Origin of the sequence: Microbacterium sp. As-52 (assembly GCF_049949185.1) — a bacterium.
Lineage (GTDB): Bacteria > Actinomycetota > Actinomycetes > Actinomycetales > Microbacteriaceae > Microbacterium > Microbacterium maritypicum_A.
Genome location: NZ_CP188171.1, coordinates 3,096,519 through 3,113,302, shown reverse-complemented (window position 1 = coordinate 3,113,302; position 16,784 = coordinate 3,096,519). Strand labels below are relative to the sequence as shown.

Genomic DNA, 16,784 nt, shown 5'->3' with positions numbered 1-16,784 from the left:
CGGACTCCGGGACTCGCCCGGACGCGAATCGCCCGCGGCGGGAAGCCCCGGAAGGTCAGACGACCACGGCGATCGCGAAGCCGTCCCATCCCTTCACGCCCACGGTCTGCAGGGCCGTGGCATCGAAGCGCGGATCCTCCCCCAGCATCCGCAGTCCGTCGCGGGTGCCCACGACCTTGGGATCGGTGCTGTCGTCGCGGACGATCTCGCCCTCGCGCCCGATGTTGTCGAGCACGATCACCGTGCCGGGGTGCCCGAGCTTCGCCGCCCAATCGAGGTAGATCGTGTTCGACTCCTTGTCGGCATCGATGAACACCAGATCGAATCCGCCGACCAGGGTCGGCAGCACGTCCGCTCCCCGCCCCACCCGGATGTCGACGCGATCACCGACCCCCGCGGCGTCGATGCTGGCACGGGCGACCGCCGCGTTGTCCGATTCCGCCTCGATCGTCACGACCCGTCCTTCGGCGCCGACGGCGCGGGCGAGCCAGATCGTCGAGTAGCCGCCGAGCGTGCCGATCTCGAGCACGCGGCGCGCGCCGCTGATGCGGACCAGCAGGTTCAGCAGTTTGCCGGCGACGGGCGCGACCTCGATCTCCGGGAGGCCGGCGGCCCGCTGCGCAGTGAGGGCCGACTCCAGCGCCGGATCGGGACCGACGAGCAGATCGGAGAGGAAGCTGTCGGCGTCGGACCAGGCGGCGGGGGTGGATTCCATGGCCTCAGCCAACCCCCGGCGCCGCCCTCCGTCAAGGCCGCGGTGCCGAGAGCAGCCGCCCCGACGCGTCGGCGAGCTCGGGCTGGGCACGGAACTGTCCCGTCAGCTGCAGCACCACCGCGACGAGCGCGAGGACGACCCAGGTCGCGACGCCGAGTGGTCCCGCCAACGCCAGGTCGGGCTGCGTCGCGGCGACGATGAGGATGAGCCCCGCCGCGGCGTTCAGAGATCCGTGCGCGATGACCGCCGGCCACACCGATGCGGACCGCAGCCGCAGCCAGCCGAGCAGGACGCCCCAGGCCACGCATCCACCGATCATGAACAGGATGCCCGTGATGTCGGTGCGCCCGAAGTTGTAGCCGAGCAGGATGATCGGGCTGTGCCACACGCCCCAGATCACGCCGCTGAGGATCAGAGCCGGCCAGGTGCCGAGCGGGCGCAGCGCCGGAAGCAGCCACCCCCGCCAGCCGAGCTCCTCGCCGAACGCGAAGAGGCTGTTGAACAGCGCGCCGATGGGGATCATCGCGAGCTGCGCGAACACGACGACCTGGACAGGAGGCAGTGGCGTTCCGGCCGGCACTGCCTTCTCGAGATCGGCTGCGAGAGCCGAGAATGTCAGGTCGAGCTGCACGAAACCGAGCGCGGCGGAGAGCAGGACGCCCAGGCCCACCAGCAGCGGCGGAACGAGCCACCCCGCGACCATGAGCCAGATCACGCGCTTCGCGGGGCGCAGCGGCCACAGTCCGAGGAAGCGGGCGCGCTGCCCGGGTGCGGGGACGCGCATCGCGAAAGTGACGATGAGAGCCGCCACCGCAGGCGTGAACATCATCACCGGCAGCAGGAACACCGAGCTCGGCTCGGCGAGCCCGTCGCCCAGCCACAGGGGCAGGGCGACCAGCCAGGAGAGGACGAAGGAGACCGCCACGAAGACGATCACCGCGGTCCACGGCACACGGCGCGGGTTCAGGGTCTGGTCGTTCATGAGGTCTCCTTTCCGGAGTCCGTCGATCGATCGGTCGAGGCGATGGCCGCGGTCCCCGCGCGGTCGACATAGGCCTGGAGCAGCGCCGCGGCTTCTTCCGCGCCGTCGATGGTGACGATGAAGGGTCGCCGGCCCCGTCGGGAGACCTCGATCGCAGATCCGCGGCGCATGACGATCCCGGTGCGCCCGTCGACGGCGATGCGCCATCCCCAGCCGCCGAACTCGCCGAACGGGGAGATGTCGACAGCGCGCGCCGCCTCGACCTCGTCGAGCGGGACACGGATGCGCGGCCAGCCCAGCAGGGCACGAGCGGAGAAGCCCTCCGGTGTGACCGTGACGCGGAACGAGGCGGTCGCCGCGAGGGCGAAGCCCACGACGACCACGACCAGCGCGACGATCCAGCCACCCTCGACGCCGGTGCCGAGCATGTACGCGGCGAGCGCGACGAGACCGAGGAGCACGAACAGCAGGAAGGCGAGCGCGCCGCGCGGCATCGTCGTCGTGGCGACCCACACGACGCGTTCGCCCTTCGCGACGTGCACCGAGTAGCGGGGTTCGAGCGTGCGCCCCTGCTCCGGCCGCACGCGCGGCTGCACGGCCCAGGCGATGCCGCCGACCAGAAGGAGTGCGGCGAACGCGAGTGCCATGGTGCCCCCGATGCCGGGCGATTCCGCGGGGTCGGCGAGCTCACGCTGGATCGCGAGGGACCCGAGGCTCATCACGGCCGCGAAGGCGGACATCCCCGCGGAGAGTGCGCCCATCAGCCGGGCCGCCCCGCCCCAGTGCGCACCGACGGACGCGAGGGTGACGATCGCCATCAGCGCCGGCAAGCCGAGCCCGACCCCGACGAGGATCCAGAGATACACGGACGGCGGGCCGAACCGGTCGGCGCCGCTCACACCCCAATGGGTCGCCACCTGTGGCGGCAGCGTGGGCAGCCAGGCGAGCAGGATCACGACGGCGACGGCGGTGATCACGATCGGCAGGATCACCGCGACGACGAAGAAGGTCAGCCGAGCGCGTCGCAGCAGCGCAGGCGGCGTGCGGGTGAGGTCGTGGATGGTCATGGCGAGTCCTCCTCGCGGCTGTCGGGGCGGTCGGGATCGGAACGGGGGAGATCAGAACGGTCGAGATCGGATCGGGCGTCACGGTGCGCATGAACGATGCCGGCGAGCGTGTCGGCGGAGACGCCGAGGGCTGCGGCACGGCGCACCAGCTCGTCGATGTCGTGAGCGAGTTCGGCGAGGGGCGCAGCCGAGGCCGCGATGACCGCTCCCCTCCCGCGACGCAGATCGACCAACCCCTCATCGCGCAGCCGCTGGTAGGCGTGCAGGACGGTGTGCTGGTTGATGTCGAGCGCTTCGGCGACGTCGCGGGCCGCGGGAAGGCGATCGCCGGGCGCGAGGACCCCGGTGAGGATGTCGGAGCGGATGGAGGCCGCCACCTGGTCGTAGAGCGCGCGGGGGCTGTCGGGATCGACGCGGATGAGCATCCGGCCCTCCTCTCCTATCATCGCTACTTATTCTATGCGAACTATAACAACTGTGCCAACCCTCCAGACGTCTTCGTCGCTTCCGCCCTGGTGCCGCACACTGGCCTTCATGCGCATCACTCCCCGCCGTCTCGCGATCGGCATGAGCCTGTGGATCCCCAACCTCTTCAGCGGCATCCGCATCCGCCGCTTCAGCGAGGACTGGACGCACGCGACCGTCGAGCTGCACGTCAACGTCTTCACCCGCAACTACGTCAAGACCGCGTTCGGCGGCTCGATGTCGGCGATGACCGACCCGTACTTCTTCATGCTGGTCATGCACCAGCTCGGACGCGACCACGTCGTGTGGGACACCCGCGGCGAGATCGAGTTCCTCAAGCCCGGCCGAGGCGTGCTCACCGCCGAGTTCGAGGTGTCGAAGGAGAAGGCGGAGGAGATCCGCGAGCGTGCACGCGGCGGAGCCAAGGTGCTCGAGTGGTTCGAGACCGTCATCACCGACCGTGAGGGCGACGTCGTCGCGAAGGTGCGCCGCGAGGTCTACATCCGGGAGAAGAAGCGCGTCACCGCTTCGCGGGGCTGATCCCGCCGGCGAGCGTCGACGCCCTCGCGATCAGGGTGGGGGCGAGGCGCACGGTGTCGTGCGCGGTCGATGCGCCCGACACCAGTCCGAGGACGAGCTCCAGAGCCGTGCGACCGCTCTCCTCGAACGGCTGCCGCACGGTCGTGAGGTCGAGCGCCGCAGCGACCTCGCCGTCGTCGTAGCCGACGACCGCGAGCGGAGCGGTGCCGGGGTCCGCGCGCAACGCCGACAGCACCGCGGCGGCGAACTGGTCGTGGTTCGCGACGATCGCCGTCGCACCCGCGGCGCGGGCCGCAGCGATCACCCGGCCGTCGACCGCGGAGGGATCGGCGACCGCCAGGTCGGTCATCGCCAGGTGCTGCGTGAGCCCTTCGATACGGAGCATCCCGGCCGACACGTAGGCCGGCGAGCGCTGCGGCTCATGCACGAACAGGACACGACGATGTCCGAGGCCGGCGAGGTGGCGGCCGATCTGCGCACCGCCGTCACGGTCGTCGACGAGGACGACCGGACCTCCCACGTCCGACCGCGTCGGCACCACGTCGACGTGGACCACCGGGATGCGCGCGGCCCTGCTCGCCCGTCGCGCCGCGCCGCCGAGCGGAACCCCCATCACCACGAGGCCGGTGGCGTCCGTGCGCGTGGGCAGCACGTCGAGCAGCGGCTCATCGGCGGCCGCCGCCGAATCGAGGTCGTAGGGGATGATGTCGACCGCCGCATCCCTGGCCCTGCGGAGCATCCCGGACAGGCGACGCAGGTACGAGGGGTAGGTCGTGAACGGTGCAGCGACCGCGATGCGCGCGGCCCCCACGCGTCGCCCCTGCGTCATCCGATACCCGAGCGCGGTGGCCGCGGCGACGATGCGTTCGCGGGTCTCGGGTCGCACCCTGTGCGGCGCACTCACCGCCAGCGACACGGTGGAGATGCTCACTCCCGCGCGCTCCGCGACGTCGTAGATGGTGACCCGCCCCGGTCGTGCGCGCATGCTCGGACCTCCCTTCTTCATCGAAGTTCTTCGATTCCTCAGACTAGGTCGGAACCCGCCCCGGTCGGAACCCACCGGTGCGGAACCGTCGAAGGAGATGCCCGATGCCGACACCGCGGTCCCGATTCCGGCGCCCGACCCTCGACAGCGCCGTGGCGGCGTGGGAGGAGCGGGTCGCGCCTCTGCTCGAGGAGGAACCCGCAGACCCCGCAGGACGACGCCGGGTCGCTGCCAGGAACGACGACACCGTGAGCGCCGCGCTCGGGATCACGCCGCTCCCCACCGCCGCCGAGGAGCACATCGTTCCGGTCGACGGGCACCCCGACGTACGCGTGCGCGTCTACTGGCCCGGCGAGGAGCGCACGCCACCCGGCTCGGGCCTCCCCGCGCTGGTGTACTTCTACGGCGGCGGATTCACGATCGCCGGGATCGACTGGGTCTCGTGGGACGCGCGGTTCCGAGCCCGAGCGCGGGATGCGGGGATCGTGATCGTCGCCGCCGACTACGCCCACGCCCCGGAGCAGCAGTTCCCGACCCAACCGGAGCAGTGCTGGGCGGCTTTCGAGTGGACGCACACCCACGCGACGGAGCTGGGGGCATCGCCGGACCGCCTCGCCGTGGGTGGGGCCTCATCGGGAGGCGACCTCGCCGCAGCCGTGACGTTGATGAACCGCGATCGCTCGGCGCATCCGATCGCCCTGCAGCTGCTGGAGAACCCCGCACTCGACCTGACCATGGGTCATGCCGATATGGCCGGCATCGATGCGCGGATGCCGGGAGTCATCGTGCGCGCGGTCGGCCGCACCCTGGTCCGGCAGTATGTCGGCGAGGATGCCGCGGCCGCTCGCCTCCCGTATGCGTCCCCGTTGCGGGCCGCATCGCACGAGGGGCTTCCGCCCGCCGTGATCCTCACCTCCGAGCTCGACCCCCTGCGCGGCGACGGAGAAGCCTATGCCCGAGCGCTCTCCGCCTCCGGGGTCCCGGTGACCGCGATGCGCTTCATCGGACAGACGCACGGCTCGCTCGGTTCGACCGGATTCGTGCCCGCAGCGGATGCCGCGCATCGCCTGGTCGTCTCCGAGCTGCGCACCCTCCATGGAAGGACGCCGTCATGAGCGACCAGGAGCAGCACGAGCCGCCGCTGAGTCCGGCGATCCTGGAGTGGATCCAGCGCATCCGCGAGCTCTCCGCGACCCTCCCCGAGCTGGAGTCGCCCGCCATGGGTGCGCGTCGCCGGGCGCAGCGGGAGCTGAGCGACCTCCTGGCCTCCGAGTTCACCGCGCCGGTCCCCTCGGGCGTGGAGATCGACGATCTGACGGTGGCGGGAGGGGAAAGTCCGCTGCGCGCCCGACGGTTCCGCACCGCAGCCGCGCCGGGCGCCCTCCCCACGATGCTGTGGCTGCACGGCGGCGGTTGGACCGGCGGCACGATCGACGAGTCGCTCAACGATCGGCTCTGTGCGGATCGCGCACTGCGCTCCGGCGTCCAGATCATTTCGCTCGAATACCGGCTGGCGCCCGAGCACCCGTTCCCCGCTCCGGTCGACGACGCCGTCGCGGCCTTGGCGGATCTGCGCGAACGTGCCGACGAGCTCGCGATCGATGCGGATCGGCTGGGCGTGGGCGGCAACTCCGCCGGCGCGACCATCGCAGCCTCCGCCGCGCTGCGCGAGCGCGACGCCGGAACATCTCTGCACCACCAGGCGCTCGAAGTGCTTCCGGCCGCGCTGCGCCTCGTCGGCGCATCGATGCCCCGCCGCCTCGCCGCCGCGGACTGGGAGGCGGCCATGCACCTCGCCGAGGTCTATCGCGCCGGCGCTCCCCTCGCCGACGCTTCTCCGCTGGACGCGCCAGACCACCGCGACCTCGCTCCCGCCCTGATCCTCGCCGCCGAATTCGATCCCCTCCTGGACGGCGCGATGGCGTACGCCGACGCGCTGCGCGAGGCCGGAGTCCCCGTGGTCCTGCGCATCGGCGCCGGCCACGACCATGCCTCCCCCGGCCTGACCGGCCGGTGGGAGAGGGCACGCCAGTGGCGCGACGTCTTCGTCCGGGAACTCGCCGATGCCTACCGCTCCGCCGGCCACTCCCCCGCGGATGCAGTGACGACCACGGGAGCGCACCTGTGACCCTTCCCCACCCCGACCGAGATCCGGAGACGATGATGTCCACCCACGCAGTCGATCCTGTCTTCCCCGCAGACCCCGCTCCGCCACTCACCACCGACGCGATCCCCGGTCAGCGCCAGACACGCTGGTTCTGGATCGCCTTCGTGCTCGCGTGGCTCGGATCCGGCATCGCCCAGGGCGTCGCCAGCGTCGCGATCCCCCAGCTCCTCAAGGAGTGGGACCCCGACCAGGCGACGGGCGACCTCAGCATCATCCTCACGCTCGGCGGCGCCGCCATCCTCATCACGACGCCGATCTTCGGTCGTCTGAGCGATCGATCGATGTCCCGCCTCGGCATCCGCCGCCCCTGGATCCTCTCCGGCTCGCTGATCGCCCTGGCCGGATACGTCGTGCAGGCGACCGCCCCCTCCCTCCTCGCGCTCGGAGCCGGCACCATCCTGGTCCTGGTCGGCTGGGGCGCCGTGTCGATGACGGTCCACACGCTGTTCGCCGACCAGATCCGCCGCAGCATCCGCGCCATCATGTCGGCCGTCACGGGGGCCGCCACCGCGATCGGGATCCTCGGCGGAGTGTCGCTCGCCGGAGTGGTCGCCCCGATCGGCCAGGTCGGCATGTTCCTGATCCCCGGCGGGTTCTCCGTGCTCCTGGCACTGATGCTGTTCTTCACGCTGAAGGACATCCGTCGCCGGCAGCCCGCCGACCCGATGGACTGGAACGCCGTTCTGGCGACGTTCTGGCTGAGCCCCCGCCGCTACCCCGACTTCGCCTGGGCCTGGCTGTGCCGCTTCTTCATGACCGCATCGATCGTGTCGGTCACGAGCTACCTCTACCTGACGATCTCGGGCCGCTTCGGCATCGACGACCCGACGGAGATCGCCGCGGTGCAGACGCAGGCCACGGCGGCCTTCACGCTCATGAACCTGGTGATGGCATTCGTGTTCGGGGTGATCTCCGATCGCACGGGCCGCCGCAAGCCGAGCGTCGTCATCGGCGCACTCGCCAGCGCGGGAGGCCTGATACTGGCGATCTCCTTCGGTGACATCGCGTTCTTCCTCGTCGGGATCGCGGTCGTCGGGGCCGGTCAAGGCGCCTACATCGCGGCCGATGTCGCCCTGATGACGGAGTGCCTCCCCTCCGTGGATGACGCCGGCAAGGATCTCGGCATCGTGGCCCTCGCCTATCTGCTGCCGGGCATCCTCGTGCCCGTTTTCGGATTCTTCGCCACCCGCATAGGCTCGCCGACAGGTGAGAACTTCGCGGCCCTCTACATCGGCGCGGTCGTGATGGCCGTGATCGCCGCATTCGCGGTCACCAGAGTGAAGGGCGTGCGATGACCGATGCTCCCCGTCTCGGCGGCACAGCCCGCCGTGAGTACCGACGCCTCTCCCGATCCGTCGACATGCCCCCGCAGACGCATCGGAAGGTCACGCGCACGGCCGACATCCCGGTCTCGGCGGACGACGGAGCCGCACTCCTCACCGACCACTGGCATGCGGAGGGATCCGACGGGCACACCGTGCTGATCCGCACCCCGTACGGGCGTGACGGCATCGCCGGGGTGGCCCTGTTCCTCGCCGAACGCGGGCACCATGTCGTGGTGCAGAGCTGCCGGGGCACATTCGGGTCGGGAGGAGTGTTCGACCCGCTGCACGACGAGGTCTCCGACGGACAGGCGACGATGCGGTGGTTGCGCGCGCAGCCGTGGGCGACAGGACGCGTGCACTCCTGGGGCGGAAGCTACTTCGGCGTGACCCAGTGGGCCTACTGCGACGGCGACGTGCGTCCGGACGCCCTGGGCATCGCGATCTCGGCGCGGCGGTTCGACGACGCGATCCTCTACCCGGGCGGCGGATTCTCGATCGACACGCCGCTCACGTGGGCGTACGCGCTGGACATCCAGGAGCGGTCGCTGCCGTCGAAGGCGTGGGCACTGCTGCGCGCCCGCCGCGCCTTCCGTCGGGGTGCGCTCGCGATCCCGCCTGCAGACGCGGTGCGCGTGGCACGTGGCGCGGACCCGCAGTTCTTCCGCGACTGGGTCGAGCACAGCGACGAAGGCGACCCCTGGTGGGAGCCGATGCACTTCGCACAGGACATCGAGAGCATCCCGCCGGTCACTCTCGTGGCCGGATGGCAGGACCTGTTCCTGGTCGGTCAGCTGGCGGACTACGCCGCACTCCGCGATGCGGGGCGCCCGGTGCGCCTCATCATCGGCGACTGGGTGCACGGTGCCCCCGAGATCACGGTGATCGGCGCCCGCGAGGTACTGCGCTCCTTCCGCGCGGACGCCGCCGCGGAGGGCGTACGCCTCGACGTGACCGGAGGAGGTGGCCCGCGGGAGCTGGAGATCTGGCCCCCGCCGCATTCGGCGATGTCGATGGCCCTCACCGCCGACGGACGACTCGACCGAAGCGGTGTCGAGCACCCCACCGCCGAGCTGACATACCGCTACGACCCGGCGGACCCGACGCCGGACGGGGGCGGACGCACGCTCAATCCCTTCTCCGCAGGGCGACGCAGACAAAGCACCCGCGAACGCCGGGACGATGTCCTCGTGTTCACCGGTGATCCGCTTCCGGAAGACCTGATCGTCATCGGAGTGCCCGAGATCGCCCTGCGTCTCGCATCGTCGAATCCTCGAGCCGACCTGTTCGTGCGTCTCTGCGAGGTCGACTCCAGGGGCGTCTCCCGAGCGGTCACCGACGGGTATCGACGTCTCTCGCCCGACGAAACCGGCACCGAGGACACCGGCACCGACGTCACCGGCACCGACGACACCGGCACCGACGACACCGGCCGTATCCGGCTCGAACTCGCGCCCCTTGCCCACCGCTTCGCCGCAGGGTCGCGTCTGCGCGTGCAGGTGTCGTCCGGCGCCCACCCGCTGCATCTGCGCAACTCCGGCACCGATGATCCGGTGCGCGATCACTCGCGCCTGATCGCCAGCGAGCAGACCGTGCGTGTGGGAGGCTCCGATCCCGCCACCCTCACCCTGCCCGCCGCAGTGACGGCTGGGGCGCACGCGGGGGCGGCGTCACCCGCCGTTCACCGCCGCGTGCCACGATGACGGGATGCCCCTCGCCCGTCGCCTGACACTCGCGGATGCCGTCGCCATCGGCCTCGGATCGATGATCGGCGCCGGCGTCTTCGCGGTGTGGGCACCCGCGATCGGGGTCGCCGGGAGCGGGATCCTCATCGCCCTCGCGATCGCCGCCGTCGTCGCGTACTGCAACGCCACCTCGTCGGCGCAGCTCGCCGCCGCCCACCCCGTCGCCGGCGGCACGTATGCCTATGCCCGCGCCGAGATCGGCCCCTGGTGGGGCTTCATCGCGGGGTGGAGCTTCGTGATCGGCAAGATCGCGAGCTGCGCAGCCATGGCCATGACGTTCGCCGCCTATGCAGCCCCCGCCGGCTGGCAGGTGCCCGTCGCCGTCTCGGCCGTCGTGCTTCTCGCCGTCGTGAACTGCTTCGGTGTGACCCGCACAGCACTGGTCACCCGCATCCTCGTGGCGTGCTCGCTGCTCGGGCTCGCGGTCGCGGTCGGATTCGGTATAGCAGCCGCCCCGACGGCCGCTCCTCCTCCGCTGCCCGAGGCGACGGTCTACGGGGTGCTCCAGGGAGCCGGGCTGCTGTTCTTCGCGTTCGCCGGATACGCGCGCATCGCGACGATGGGCGAAGAGGTCGTCGACCCCGCCCGCACGATCCCCCGTGCGATCGTGTTCGCCCTGGGCGGCGCCGTTGTCGTGTACGCACTGGTCGGGTCGGTCGTCGTGCTCGTGCTCGGTGCCGAAGCGATCGGGGCGACGGCGCCGCTGGTCGATCTGCTCGCCGCAGCCGGTGCATCGGTGTGGATTCCGGTGCTCCGCGTGGCCGCGGCTGCCGCCTCGCTCGGCGCGCTCCTGGCGCTGCTGACCGGAATCGGCCGCACGACCCTGGCGATGGCCCGCGAGGGCGATGTTCCGCGGTTCCTCGCGAAGATCGACCGGAACCACCAGGTTCCGCAGCGTGCCGAGATCACCATCGCCCTCATCGTGATCGCCATCGTGCTCGTCGCCGACCTGCGCGGTGCCATCGGCTTCTCCTCCTTCGGTGTCCTCCTCTACTACCTCATCGCGAACGCCGCGGCCTTCCGGCAGCGCGGGCGTGCGCGACGCTACCCGCGAGCGCTGCAGGTTCTCGGTGCCCTCGGATGTCTGGTCCTGGTGAACACCCTGCCCGTGTTCGCGTCGATCATCGGCACCGCCGTCGTGCTGCTCGGCATCGGATACCGCCTGCTGCGTCTGCGGCTCACACTGGCCTGAACTCCTCGGGCGCTGAGCTCCTCGGGGTTGAGCCCTCGGGGTTGAGCTCTCACGACTCCGGGGCTCCGCCTGTCCGATCTCAGCCGCGCGTCTCGGAACGGTACACCCGCGGCGCGATGCCGAGCACAGCCTGGAAGTCCCGCGTGAGATGCGCATGATCGGCGTACCCGAGTTCTGCGGCGATCGAAGCCAGGTCGACTCCCGGCTCGTCGCGTACCCGCTGCGCCGCCTCCTGCAGGCGCCGACGCCGGATCATCGCGGCCGGCGAGAGCCCGACGTGGCGGTGCGTCATGCGCTGCAGGGTCCGCACCGAGACCGCCAGGCGTGTGGCGGCCTCCTCCGTGGTGAGGGCGGCCCCGTCTCCCATCAGCACCTCCATGGCGGCATTGGCCTGGCGTGCAGGTTCGCCAACCGGTCCCACACGCTTCTCGAGCCACCGGGAGACAGCCTCGACCGCCCGTTCCCGGCGCCCTTCACCCGCCTCCATCGCGTCGGCCACGGCACGGCGGAGGTCGGCGACGACCTCTCCCGCGTCGAGCACCCGCTCCGCGTCGACCAGGGATGACGGATCGTCGATCAGCGCGACGACTGCTGCCGGTCGCAGAAGGGCACCGACAGCCCATCCGCTCCCCTGCAGATCGCGGTGGGACAGGCGGGTGGTCGCGCCCGACAGCGTCACGGCATCCGCATCGACGACGAGGTTGAGCGCCGGATAGGCGACCACCTCCTGCCGCGACGAGCGCCCGGGCTCGATGTCCCACTCCGGAATCCAGAACCACGCGACCAGATCCGCCACCGACGACGGTGCCGGCAACCGATGGAACTGCGGCAGACGTGCGGGATACAGCACACCGCGGCTCGGGTTCACCATAGCCCCAGCGTAGGCTCCGGACCCGACATCCGGATGCTGTCGCAGATCTTCAAGCCACCGCCATCCCGACCCGCCTAACGTGGCGGCATGAGCACTGACGACACCACGAACGACACCACCGCGAAGACCACCGCGAACGCCCCGACGACCGGGGCGAACGGGACATACACGACGAACGGGCGCCCGAACAGCGCCACCTCCCTCACGCCCTTCCTGGCGATCCCCGACGCGAAGCAGGCGATCGAGTTCTACCGCGACGTCTTCGGCGCCCGCGTCATCGACGTCACGGAGTTCGGCGAGGTGGTCGCGCACGCCGACCTCGACTTCGGTCTCGGCCTGCTCCAGCTCGGAGAGCCGAACCCCGACTACCACCTCGTGCGCTCCCCCGACGGCGACGACGACTGCTACTCCATGGGTCTGTACGTCTCGGACGTCGATGCGGTCGTCGAGAAGGCCGTCGCCGCGGGAGCGGCCGTGCGTGAAGCGCCCGCGCCCTTCGTCTCGGGCGACCGGTTCGCCAGCATCCGCGATCCGTTCGGTGTGCGCTGGTCGGTCATGACCCGTGTCGAGGACATCTCCGACGAGGAGAGCAGCCGCCGGGTGGCCGAATGGGCAGCGTCGTTCAGCGCGGAGCCGACGGACGGCGCGAGCTGAGCGACCTCTCCGCCGCGCGATACACCGCCGGCAGCAGCGCCTCGGCTGTGCGGCGATACCCGAGCGCGCTCGGATGGAAGCGGTCGAGGCTGAACATCGCTTCGGGCTCGTCGAAGAACATCGATCCCACCGCGTGGCGCAGATCCACCGGCTCGGCGCCCGCCTGTCGGGCCGTCTCGTCCTGGATCTCAGCGAGACGGCGCGACAGGCTCGACGCGATCCGCCGGAGGGGCTGCGGCACGGCGCGCAACGCACCGAGGTCGGGGCAGGTGCCCACGACGACCTCGGCACCCATCTCGCGCAGCCGGCGGATCGTCTCGTGCAGATGCTGCGCGGACAGCCCCACCGGCAGCCGGTGGGTCACGTCGTTCCCTCCGACGACGATCACGGCCACGTGTGGGCGGTACTCGGCGGGCAGGGCGTCGAGCTGAGCGGGGAGATCGGGCGACTCCGCACCGACCACTGCCGCCGTGCGCAGCCTCACGGGGCGGTGCATCCGGCGTCCTGTCGACTTCGCCAGACGCCCGCCGAGCGTCTCCTTGCGGTGCTCGGCTCCGAGACCCGCGGCGATCGAGTCGCCGAGCACCAGCAGGTCGAGGGGCGCTCCGTCGAGACCTCGACGCCAGAGGCGATCCGCATCGAGTGCTTCCTCCCCCAGCGGCTTCCCGATCCGCCGTCGCGCGAGCGCCGCCTGTCGGCGGAGCACGAGCCGGAAGCCGATGAGGAGCGCAACGAGTGTCACCCCGGCCAGAACGGGGATGCGGAAGCGGCTCACGCCCTGATTCCATCCCGACACCGTGAACGCGGCGTGAACGGGATCCGGCGACGACCCCGGCTCGTCAGGAGAGCGGCTTGAGCTCCAGCTCGTCGGCACCGGTGGAGACGGTCGCGAAGGCGGTGTAGCCGTCGGCAGCCGATCGCTCCAGCAGCGCCTTGACGTTCTTGGTGCGTCGCTCGAGCCGCACCCTGGCCCCGCCGGCGATCAGTGCCGCCTTGTGCCGGACCAGCTCGTGCACCGGAACTTCGGCATCGTGGATGAGCACGACCGCCCGCGCCCCGGCTTCGGCCTCATCGGCGATCAAGTCGACCAGGCGTTCGAATCCGAGCGAGAAGCCCACCGCCGGTACCTGCTGCCCGAGGAAGCGCCCGATCATGCCGTCGTACCGGCCGCCACCTCCGAGCGAGTACCCGACGGACGGGTGCGCGAGCTCGAAGATCGTGCCCGTGTAGTACCCCATGCCACGCACGAGGAACGGATCGAAGACGAGCGGGATGTCGGACTGCCCGCGCCCCGCGGCCACGGCCTCGCCGATGCCGACCAGGTGCTCGATCAGCTCGGCCGGTGCCCCCTCGGGCAGCGCCTTGCGGATCTGCCGCTCGCCGAACGGGTGATACTCCATGGTCTGCGGACGTCGCAGGAAGGCGTCGAACGCGTCGGCGGCCGCAGTCGAGGCACTGCGCTCCCGCAGCTCGGTCGCCACCCCCTCGGGGCCGATCTTGTCGAGCTTGTCGATCGTGATGAGCACCCCTGGGCGCTCCTCCGCCGTGAACCCGAAGCTGTCGAGCATCCAATCCAGCACCCGGCGGTCGTTGATGCGCACGGTCGCGCCCTCGAGGCCCAGCGCGTCGACGGCGTCGAGCGAGGCGACCATCAGCTCGGCCTCGGCGCGCGAGGAGTCATCGCCCATGATGTCGATGTCGCACTGCACGAACTGACGGTAGCGGCCCTTCTGCGGACGCTCGGCGCGCCAGACCGGACCGATCTGGATCGAGCGGAACACGGTGGGGAGCTGACCACGGTTGCTCGCGTAGAAGCGCGCGAGCGGCACGGTCAGGTCGTACCGGAGGCCGAGATCGGAGAGCGCGGCCGGGTCGTCGGCGGCGGCGCGGATCGCATCGGCATCGAGACCACGGCGCAGGATGTTGTACGAGAGCTTCTCGTTGTCGCCGCCGATACCGGCATGCAGTCGCTCGTAGTCCTCGACGACGGGCGTCTCGATCTCGTCGAATCCGTGTGCGAGGTAGCGCTCGCGGATGACGGAGAGCACACGCTCACGGCGGGCCTTGTCGGCGGGGAGGATGTCGCGCATGCCGCGCGGCGGATTCACGGTAGCCACGGTTCCATCTTCCCAGGTCTGTCGGCGTCGTCGCGCCGGGCGTCAGGAGGCGGCTTCGGCCGCGCGCACGTCGTCTTCGAGCACCCGCAGCCGCTCGCGCAGCGCCCGCTCGGCATCCCAGCCCTCGGCGCGCGCCGTCGCGACGAGGGCGAGGAGCGCTTCGCCGAGCTCCGCTTCCGAGTCCGGCGAGACGGCGGCCGGTGTCGGGTCGATCGTCACGCCCGCACCGGCGGCGCGGCCCGCGAGCTTCTGTGCGAGCGCGAGCGCCGGCATCCCCCGCGGCACACCGTCGAGCACGCTGCGTCGCGTGCGCTTCTCGGCCGCCTTCGCCGCGTTCCAGTGCACCAGCACCTGTTCGGGGGTGTCGGCGACCTCCCCGGCGAACACGTGAGGATGGCGACGCACCATCTTCTCGGTGAGCGTGCGCGCCACATCGTCGATGTCGAACGGATCATCCGGGTCCTGAGCCGCGATGGCGGAGTGGAACAGCACCTGCCACAGCAGATCGCCCAGCTCCTCGCGAAGGTCGTCGCGACTGCCGGCCTCGACCGCGTCGATCACCTCGTGCGACTCCTCGATGAGGTACGGCACGAGGTCGCGGTGCGTGATCTGCTGCGACCACACGCAGCGGTCCCTGACCGCGTGCATGGTGTCGGCGGCCTGACGGAGCGGATCCTGTGCGTCGTCGACGCCGGCATCGGTCTCGGGCTGAGCGCTCACGCTTCCTCCTCGAATCGGTCGGGCGCGGAGAGGCCCCGAGTCGGACTTCCCGTCATGATGCCTCTCAGGATGCTGCGGATGCGACCCGACGGTACCAGCGGGCCCGCAGCGACACGATGATCCCGGAGAGCACGAGAGCGATCAGCGACCCCACGAGCACGCCGAGGATCGCCTGGTCCCTGATGCCGCCGTCGTCGGCGAAGGCGAGATTCGCCAGCAGCAGAGAGACCGTGAAGCCGATGCCGCCGAGGGCTCCCGCGGCGAGGATGTCGGCGAACGGCAGCGCCGGATCGGCGCCCTTCGGGCGGATGCGCATCGCCAGCCAGCCGAACAGCGAGATGCCGATGATCTTGCCCACGGGCAGGGCCACGACGATGGCCCAGAACGCCGGCGACAGCTGCGTGATCGACACGGCGGGGATCACGACGAACGCCGCGACGAACGCGAACAGCGGCAGGATCGCACCGTTCACGGTCGGTTCGAGCGCATGCCGGGTGCGACCGGCGGGAACGGGCGACATCACGAGGCCCAGCAGCACACCGGCGATCGTGGCATGGATGCCGGAGGAAGCGACCAGGCCCCAGGTGAGCACGCCGACCAGGACCATCGCCACCGCGATCAGCGGGTGCCCCTTGGCGTGCAGGAGCCGGCTCAGCGCCCAGAACACCGCGACGCCGACGATCGCGAGGCCGAACAGCAGCCACTGCACGTCGTCGGCGAACAGCACCGCGATGAAGATGATGCCGATGATGTCGTCGAGGATGGCCAGCGCGAGCAGGAAGACGCGCACCCGCGACGGCAGCCCCTTGCCGAACATCGCCAGCACCCCGAGGGCGAAGGCAATGTCGGTCGCCGTGGGGATGGGCCAGCCCGGCGCCGTGGTGCCGTCGCCGCCGGCGATCAGGAGGTAGACCGCGATCGGGACGAGCACGCCTCCGGTTGCCGCGATCGCGGGCTGCACGGCCTTGCGTGGGGAGTCGAGCTCGCCGTGGGTCAGTTCGTGACGCAGCTCGATGGCCACGACGAGGAAGAAGACGGCGAGAAGACCGTCGGACACCCAGTGCGCGATGGACAGGTCGAGAGCGGTGCCGGGGATCGCGATGTGGAAGTCGAGGAAGGCGGCGAGCGCGTCGTGCGTCGGGAGGTTCGCGAGGAGCAGCCCGAGCCCGGCCGCGACGAGGAGGAGGACGGCAGGGAACTGCTGTCCGCGGAGGGGATTCGCTGAGATGCGCATTCCCCCCA

17 protein-coding genes are annotated in these 16,784 nt (G+C 70.8%); 7 read left to right on the top strand and 10 right to left on the bottom strand.

What is annotated here, in order from left to right; all coding sequences use genetic code 11:
- Positions 1 to 55: 55 nt before the first annotated feature.
- Genes ACLFA2_RS15035 through ACLFA2_RS15020 form a run of 4 tightly spaced genes read right to left on the bottom strand, consistent with a single transcriptional unit; the run spans position 56 to position 3,189 of the window.
- Entirely contained in the window at positions 56 to 715 is a 660-nt protein-coding gene (locus ACLFA2_RS15035) for an O-methyltransferase (RefSeq protein WP_021199526.1), read from the bottom strand.
- A gap of 31 nt (positions 716 to 746) precedes the next feature.
- Positions 747 to 1,697: a CPBP family intramembrane glutamic endopeptidase gene (locus tag ACLFA2_RS15030; RefSeq protein ID WP_426621574.1), complete on the bottom strand. Its 951-nt coding sequence runs from the start codon at positions 1,695 to 1,697 to the stop codon at positions 747 to 749.
- Entirely contained in the window at positions 1,694 to 2,764 is a 1,071-nt protein-coding gene (locus tag ACLFA2_RS15025) for a DUF1648 domain-containing protein (protein ID WP_021199524.1), read from the bottom strand. Before ACLFA2_RS15025 ends, ACLFA2_RS15030 begins: the two co-directional genes overlap by 4 nt.
- Positions 2,761 to 3,189, bottom strand: coding sequence for a GntR family transcriptional regulator (locus ACLFA2_RS15020; protein ID WP_021199523.1), 429 nt, complete (start codon positions 3,187 to 3,189; stop codon positions 2,761 to 2,763). Before ACLFA2_RS15020 ends, ACLFA2_RS15025 begins: the two co-directional genes overlap by 4 nt.
- A gap of 109 nt (positions 3,190 to 3,298) precedes the next feature.
- On the opposite strand from ACLFA2_RS15020, the gene ACLFA2_RS15015 reads away from it, so the two are divergent.
- A complete protein-coding gene (locus ACLFA2_RS15015; RefSeq protein ID WP_021199522.1) occupies positions 3,299 to 3,769 on the top strand; it encodes a PaaI family thioesterase in 471 nt (156 codons plus the stop codon).
- Here ACLFA2_RS15015 and ACLFA2_RS15010 read toward each other — a convergent pair.
- Positions 3,750 to 4,754 carry a LacI family DNA-binding transcriptional regulator gene (locus tag ACLFA2_RS15010; RefSeq protein WP_318391221.1) on the bottom strand — a complete coding sequence of 335 codons (1,005 nt, stop codon included), beginning with the start codon at positions 4,752 to 4,754 and terminating at the stop codon, positions 3,750 to 3,752. The genes ACLFA2_RS15015 and ACLFA2_RS15010 overlap by 20 nt on opposite strands.
- 104 nt (positions 4,755 to 4,858) lie before the next feature.
- Between ACLFA2_RS15010 and ACLFA2_RS15005 the strand changes: the two genes are divergently transcribed.
- From ACLFA2_RS15005 to ACLFA2_RS14985, 5 genes are read left to right on the top strand one after another with little or no spacing between them, the layout of a single operon-like run.
- A complete protein-coding gene (locus ACLFA2_RS15005; protein ID WP_029260402.1) occupies positions 4,859 to 5,869 on the top strand; it encodes an alpha/beta hydrolase in 1,011 nt (336 codons plus the stop codon).
- Positions 5,866 to 6,882, top strand: coding sequence for an alpha/beta hydrolase fold domain-containing protein (locus ACLFA2_RS15000; RefSeq protein WP_021199519.1), 1,017 nt, complete (start codon positions 5,866 to 5,868; stop codon positions 6,880 to 6,882). Before ACLFA2_RS15005 ends, ACLFA2_RS15000 begins: the two co-directional genes overlap by 4 nt.
- Positions 6,883 to 6,917: 35 nt before the next feature.
- Positions 6,918 to 8,216 carry an MFS transporter gene (locus ACLFA2_RS14995; protein ID WP_031207206.1) on the top strand — a complete coding sequence of 433 codons (1,299 nt, stop codon included), beginning with the start codon at positions 6,918 to 6,920 and terminating at the stop codon, positions 8,214 to 8,216.
- Positions 8,213 to 9,946, top strand: a complete 1,734-nt coding sequence (locus ACLFA2_RS14990; protein WP_021199517.1) for a CocE/NonD family hydrolase — start codon at positions 8,213 to 8,215, stop codon at positions 9,944 to 9,946. Before ACLFA2_RS14995 ends, ACLFA2_RS14990 begins: the two co-directional genes overlap by 4 nt.
- 4 nt (positions 9,947 to 9,950) lie before the next feature.
- Positions 9,951 to 11,180, top strand: a complete 1,230-nt coding sequence (locus ACLFA2_RS14985; protein ID WP_426621573.1) for an APC family permease — start codon at positions 9,951 to 9,953, stop codon at positions 11,178 to 11,180.
- A gap of 79 nt (positions 11,181 to 11,259) precedes the next feature.
- Here ACLFA2_RS14985 and ACLFA2_RS14980 read toward each other — a convergent pair whose 3' ends face one another.
- Entirely contained in the window at positions 11,260 to 12,051 is a 792-nt protein-coding gene (locus ACLFA2_RS14980) for a helix-turn-helix domain-containing protein (RefSeq protein ID WP_029266611.1), read from the bottom strand.
- A gap of 87 nt (positions 12,052 to 12,138) precedes the next feature.
- On the opposite strand from ACLFA2_RS14980, the gene ACLFA2_RS14975 reads away from it, so the two are divergent.
- Positions 12,139 to 12,705: a VOC family protein gene (locus ACLFA2_RS14975; RefSeq protein ID WP_426621572.1), complete on the top strand. Its 567-nt coding sequence runs from the start codon at positions 12,139 to 12,141 to the stop codon at positions 12,703 to 12,705.
- Here the strand turns inward: ACLFA2_RS14975 and ACLFA2_RS14970 are convergent.
- From ACLFA2_RS14970 to nhaA, 4 genes are all read right to left on the bottom strand, one after another.
- Positions 12,674 to 13,480: an SGNH/GDSL hydrolase family protein gene (locus ACLFA2_RS14970; protein ID WP_240750690.1), complete on the bottom strand. Its 807-nt coding sequence runs from the start codon at positions 13,478 to 13,480 to the stop codon at positions 12,674 to 12,676. The two genes, ACLFA2_RS14975 and ACLFA2_RS14970, sit on opposite strands and share 32 nt — an antisense overlap.
- Before the next feature lie 64 nt (positions 13,481 to 13,544).
- Positions 13,545 to 14,795, bottom strand: coding sequence for a histidine--tRNA ligase (gene hisS, locus ACLFA2_RS14965; RefSeq protein ID WP_426622479.1), 1,251 nt, complete (start codon positions 14,793 to 14,795; stop codon positions 13,545 to 13,547).
- A 69-nt stretch (positions 14,796 to 14,864) separates the two neighbouring features.
- Entirely contained in the window at positions 14,865 to 15,470 is a 606-nt protein-coding gene (locus tag ACLFA2_RS14960; RefSeq protein ID WP_208323757.1) for a MazG family protein, read from the bottom strand.
- Positions 15,471 to 15,606: 136 nt separating this feature from the next.
- The gene (gene nhaA / locus ACLFA2_RS14955; protein ID WP_029260412.1) at positions 15,607 to 16,776 is read right to left on the bottom strand and encodes a Na+/H+ antiporter NhaA; all 1,170 of its coding nucleotides are present in this window, start codon (positions 16,774 to 16,776) and stop codon (positions 15,607 to 15,609) included.
- Positions 16,777 to 16,784 lie beyond the last annotated feature (8 nt).

Coding starts and splice junctions, on each gene's coding strand:
- ACLFA2_RS15000 (WP_021199519.1), top strand. CDS start 5,866: ATGAGCGACCAGGAGCAGCACGAGCCGCCGCTGAGTCCGGCGATCCTG.
- ACLFA2_RS14975 (WP_426621572.1), top strand. CDS start 12,139: ATGAGCACTGACGACACCACGAACGACACCACCGCGAAGACCACCGCG.
- nhaA (WP_029260412.1), bottom strand. CDS start 16,776: ATGCGCATCTCAGCGAATCCCCTCCGCGGACAGCAGTTCCCTGCCGTC.
- ACLFA2_RS15025 (WP_021199524.1), bottom strand. CDS start 2,764: ATGACCATCCACGACCTCACCCGCACGCCGCCTGCGCTGCTGCGACGC.
- ACLFA2_RS15035 (WP_021199526.1), bottom strand. CDS start 715: ATGGAATCCACCCCCGCCGCCTGGTCCGACGCCGACAGCTTCCTCTCC.
- ACLFA2_RS15005 (WP_029260402.1), top strand. CDS start 4,859: ATGCCGACACCGCGGTCCCGATTCCGGCGCCCGACCCTCGACAGCGCC.
- ACLFA2_RS15010 (WP_318391221.1), bottom strand. CDS start 4,754: ATGCGCGCACGACCGGGGCGGGTCACCATCTACGACGTCGCGGAGCGC.
- hisS (WP_426622479.1), bottom strand. CDS start 14,795: ATGCGCGACATCCTCCCCGCCGACAAGGCCCGCCGTGAGCGTGTGCTC.
- ACLFA2_RS15020 (WP_021199523.1), bottom strand. CDS start 3,189: ATGCTCATCCGCGTCGATCCCGACAGCCCCCGCGCGCTCTACGACCAG.
- ACLFA2_RS14990 (WP_021199517.1), top strand. CDS start 8,213: ATGACCGATGCTCCCCGTCTCGGCGGCACAGCCCGCCGTGAGTACCGA.
- ACLFA2_RS14960 (WP_208323757.1), bottom strand. CDS start 15,470: ATGCACGCGGTCAGGGACCGCTGCGTGTGGTCGCAGCAGATCACGCAC.
- ACLFA2_RS15015 (WP_021199522.1), top strand. CDS start 3,299: ATGCGCATCACTCCCCGCCGTCTCGCGATCGGCATGAGCCTGTGGATC.
- ACLFA2_RS14995 (WP_031207206.1), top strand. CDS start 6,918: ATGTCCACCCACGCAGTCGATCCTGTCTTCCCCGCAGACCCCGCTCCG.
- ACLFA2_RS15030 (WP_426621574.1), bottom strand. CDS start 1,697: ATGAACGACCAGACCCTGAACCCGCGCCGTGTGCCGTGGACCGCGGTG.
- ACLFA2_RS14980 (WP_029266611.1), bottom strand. CDS start 12,051: ATGGTGAACCCGAGCCGCGGTGTGCTGTATCCCGCACGTCTGCCGCAG.
- ACLFA2_RS14985 (WP_426621573.1), top strand. CDS start 9,951: ATGCCCCTCGCCCGTCGCCTGACACTCGCGGATGCCGTCGCCATCGGC.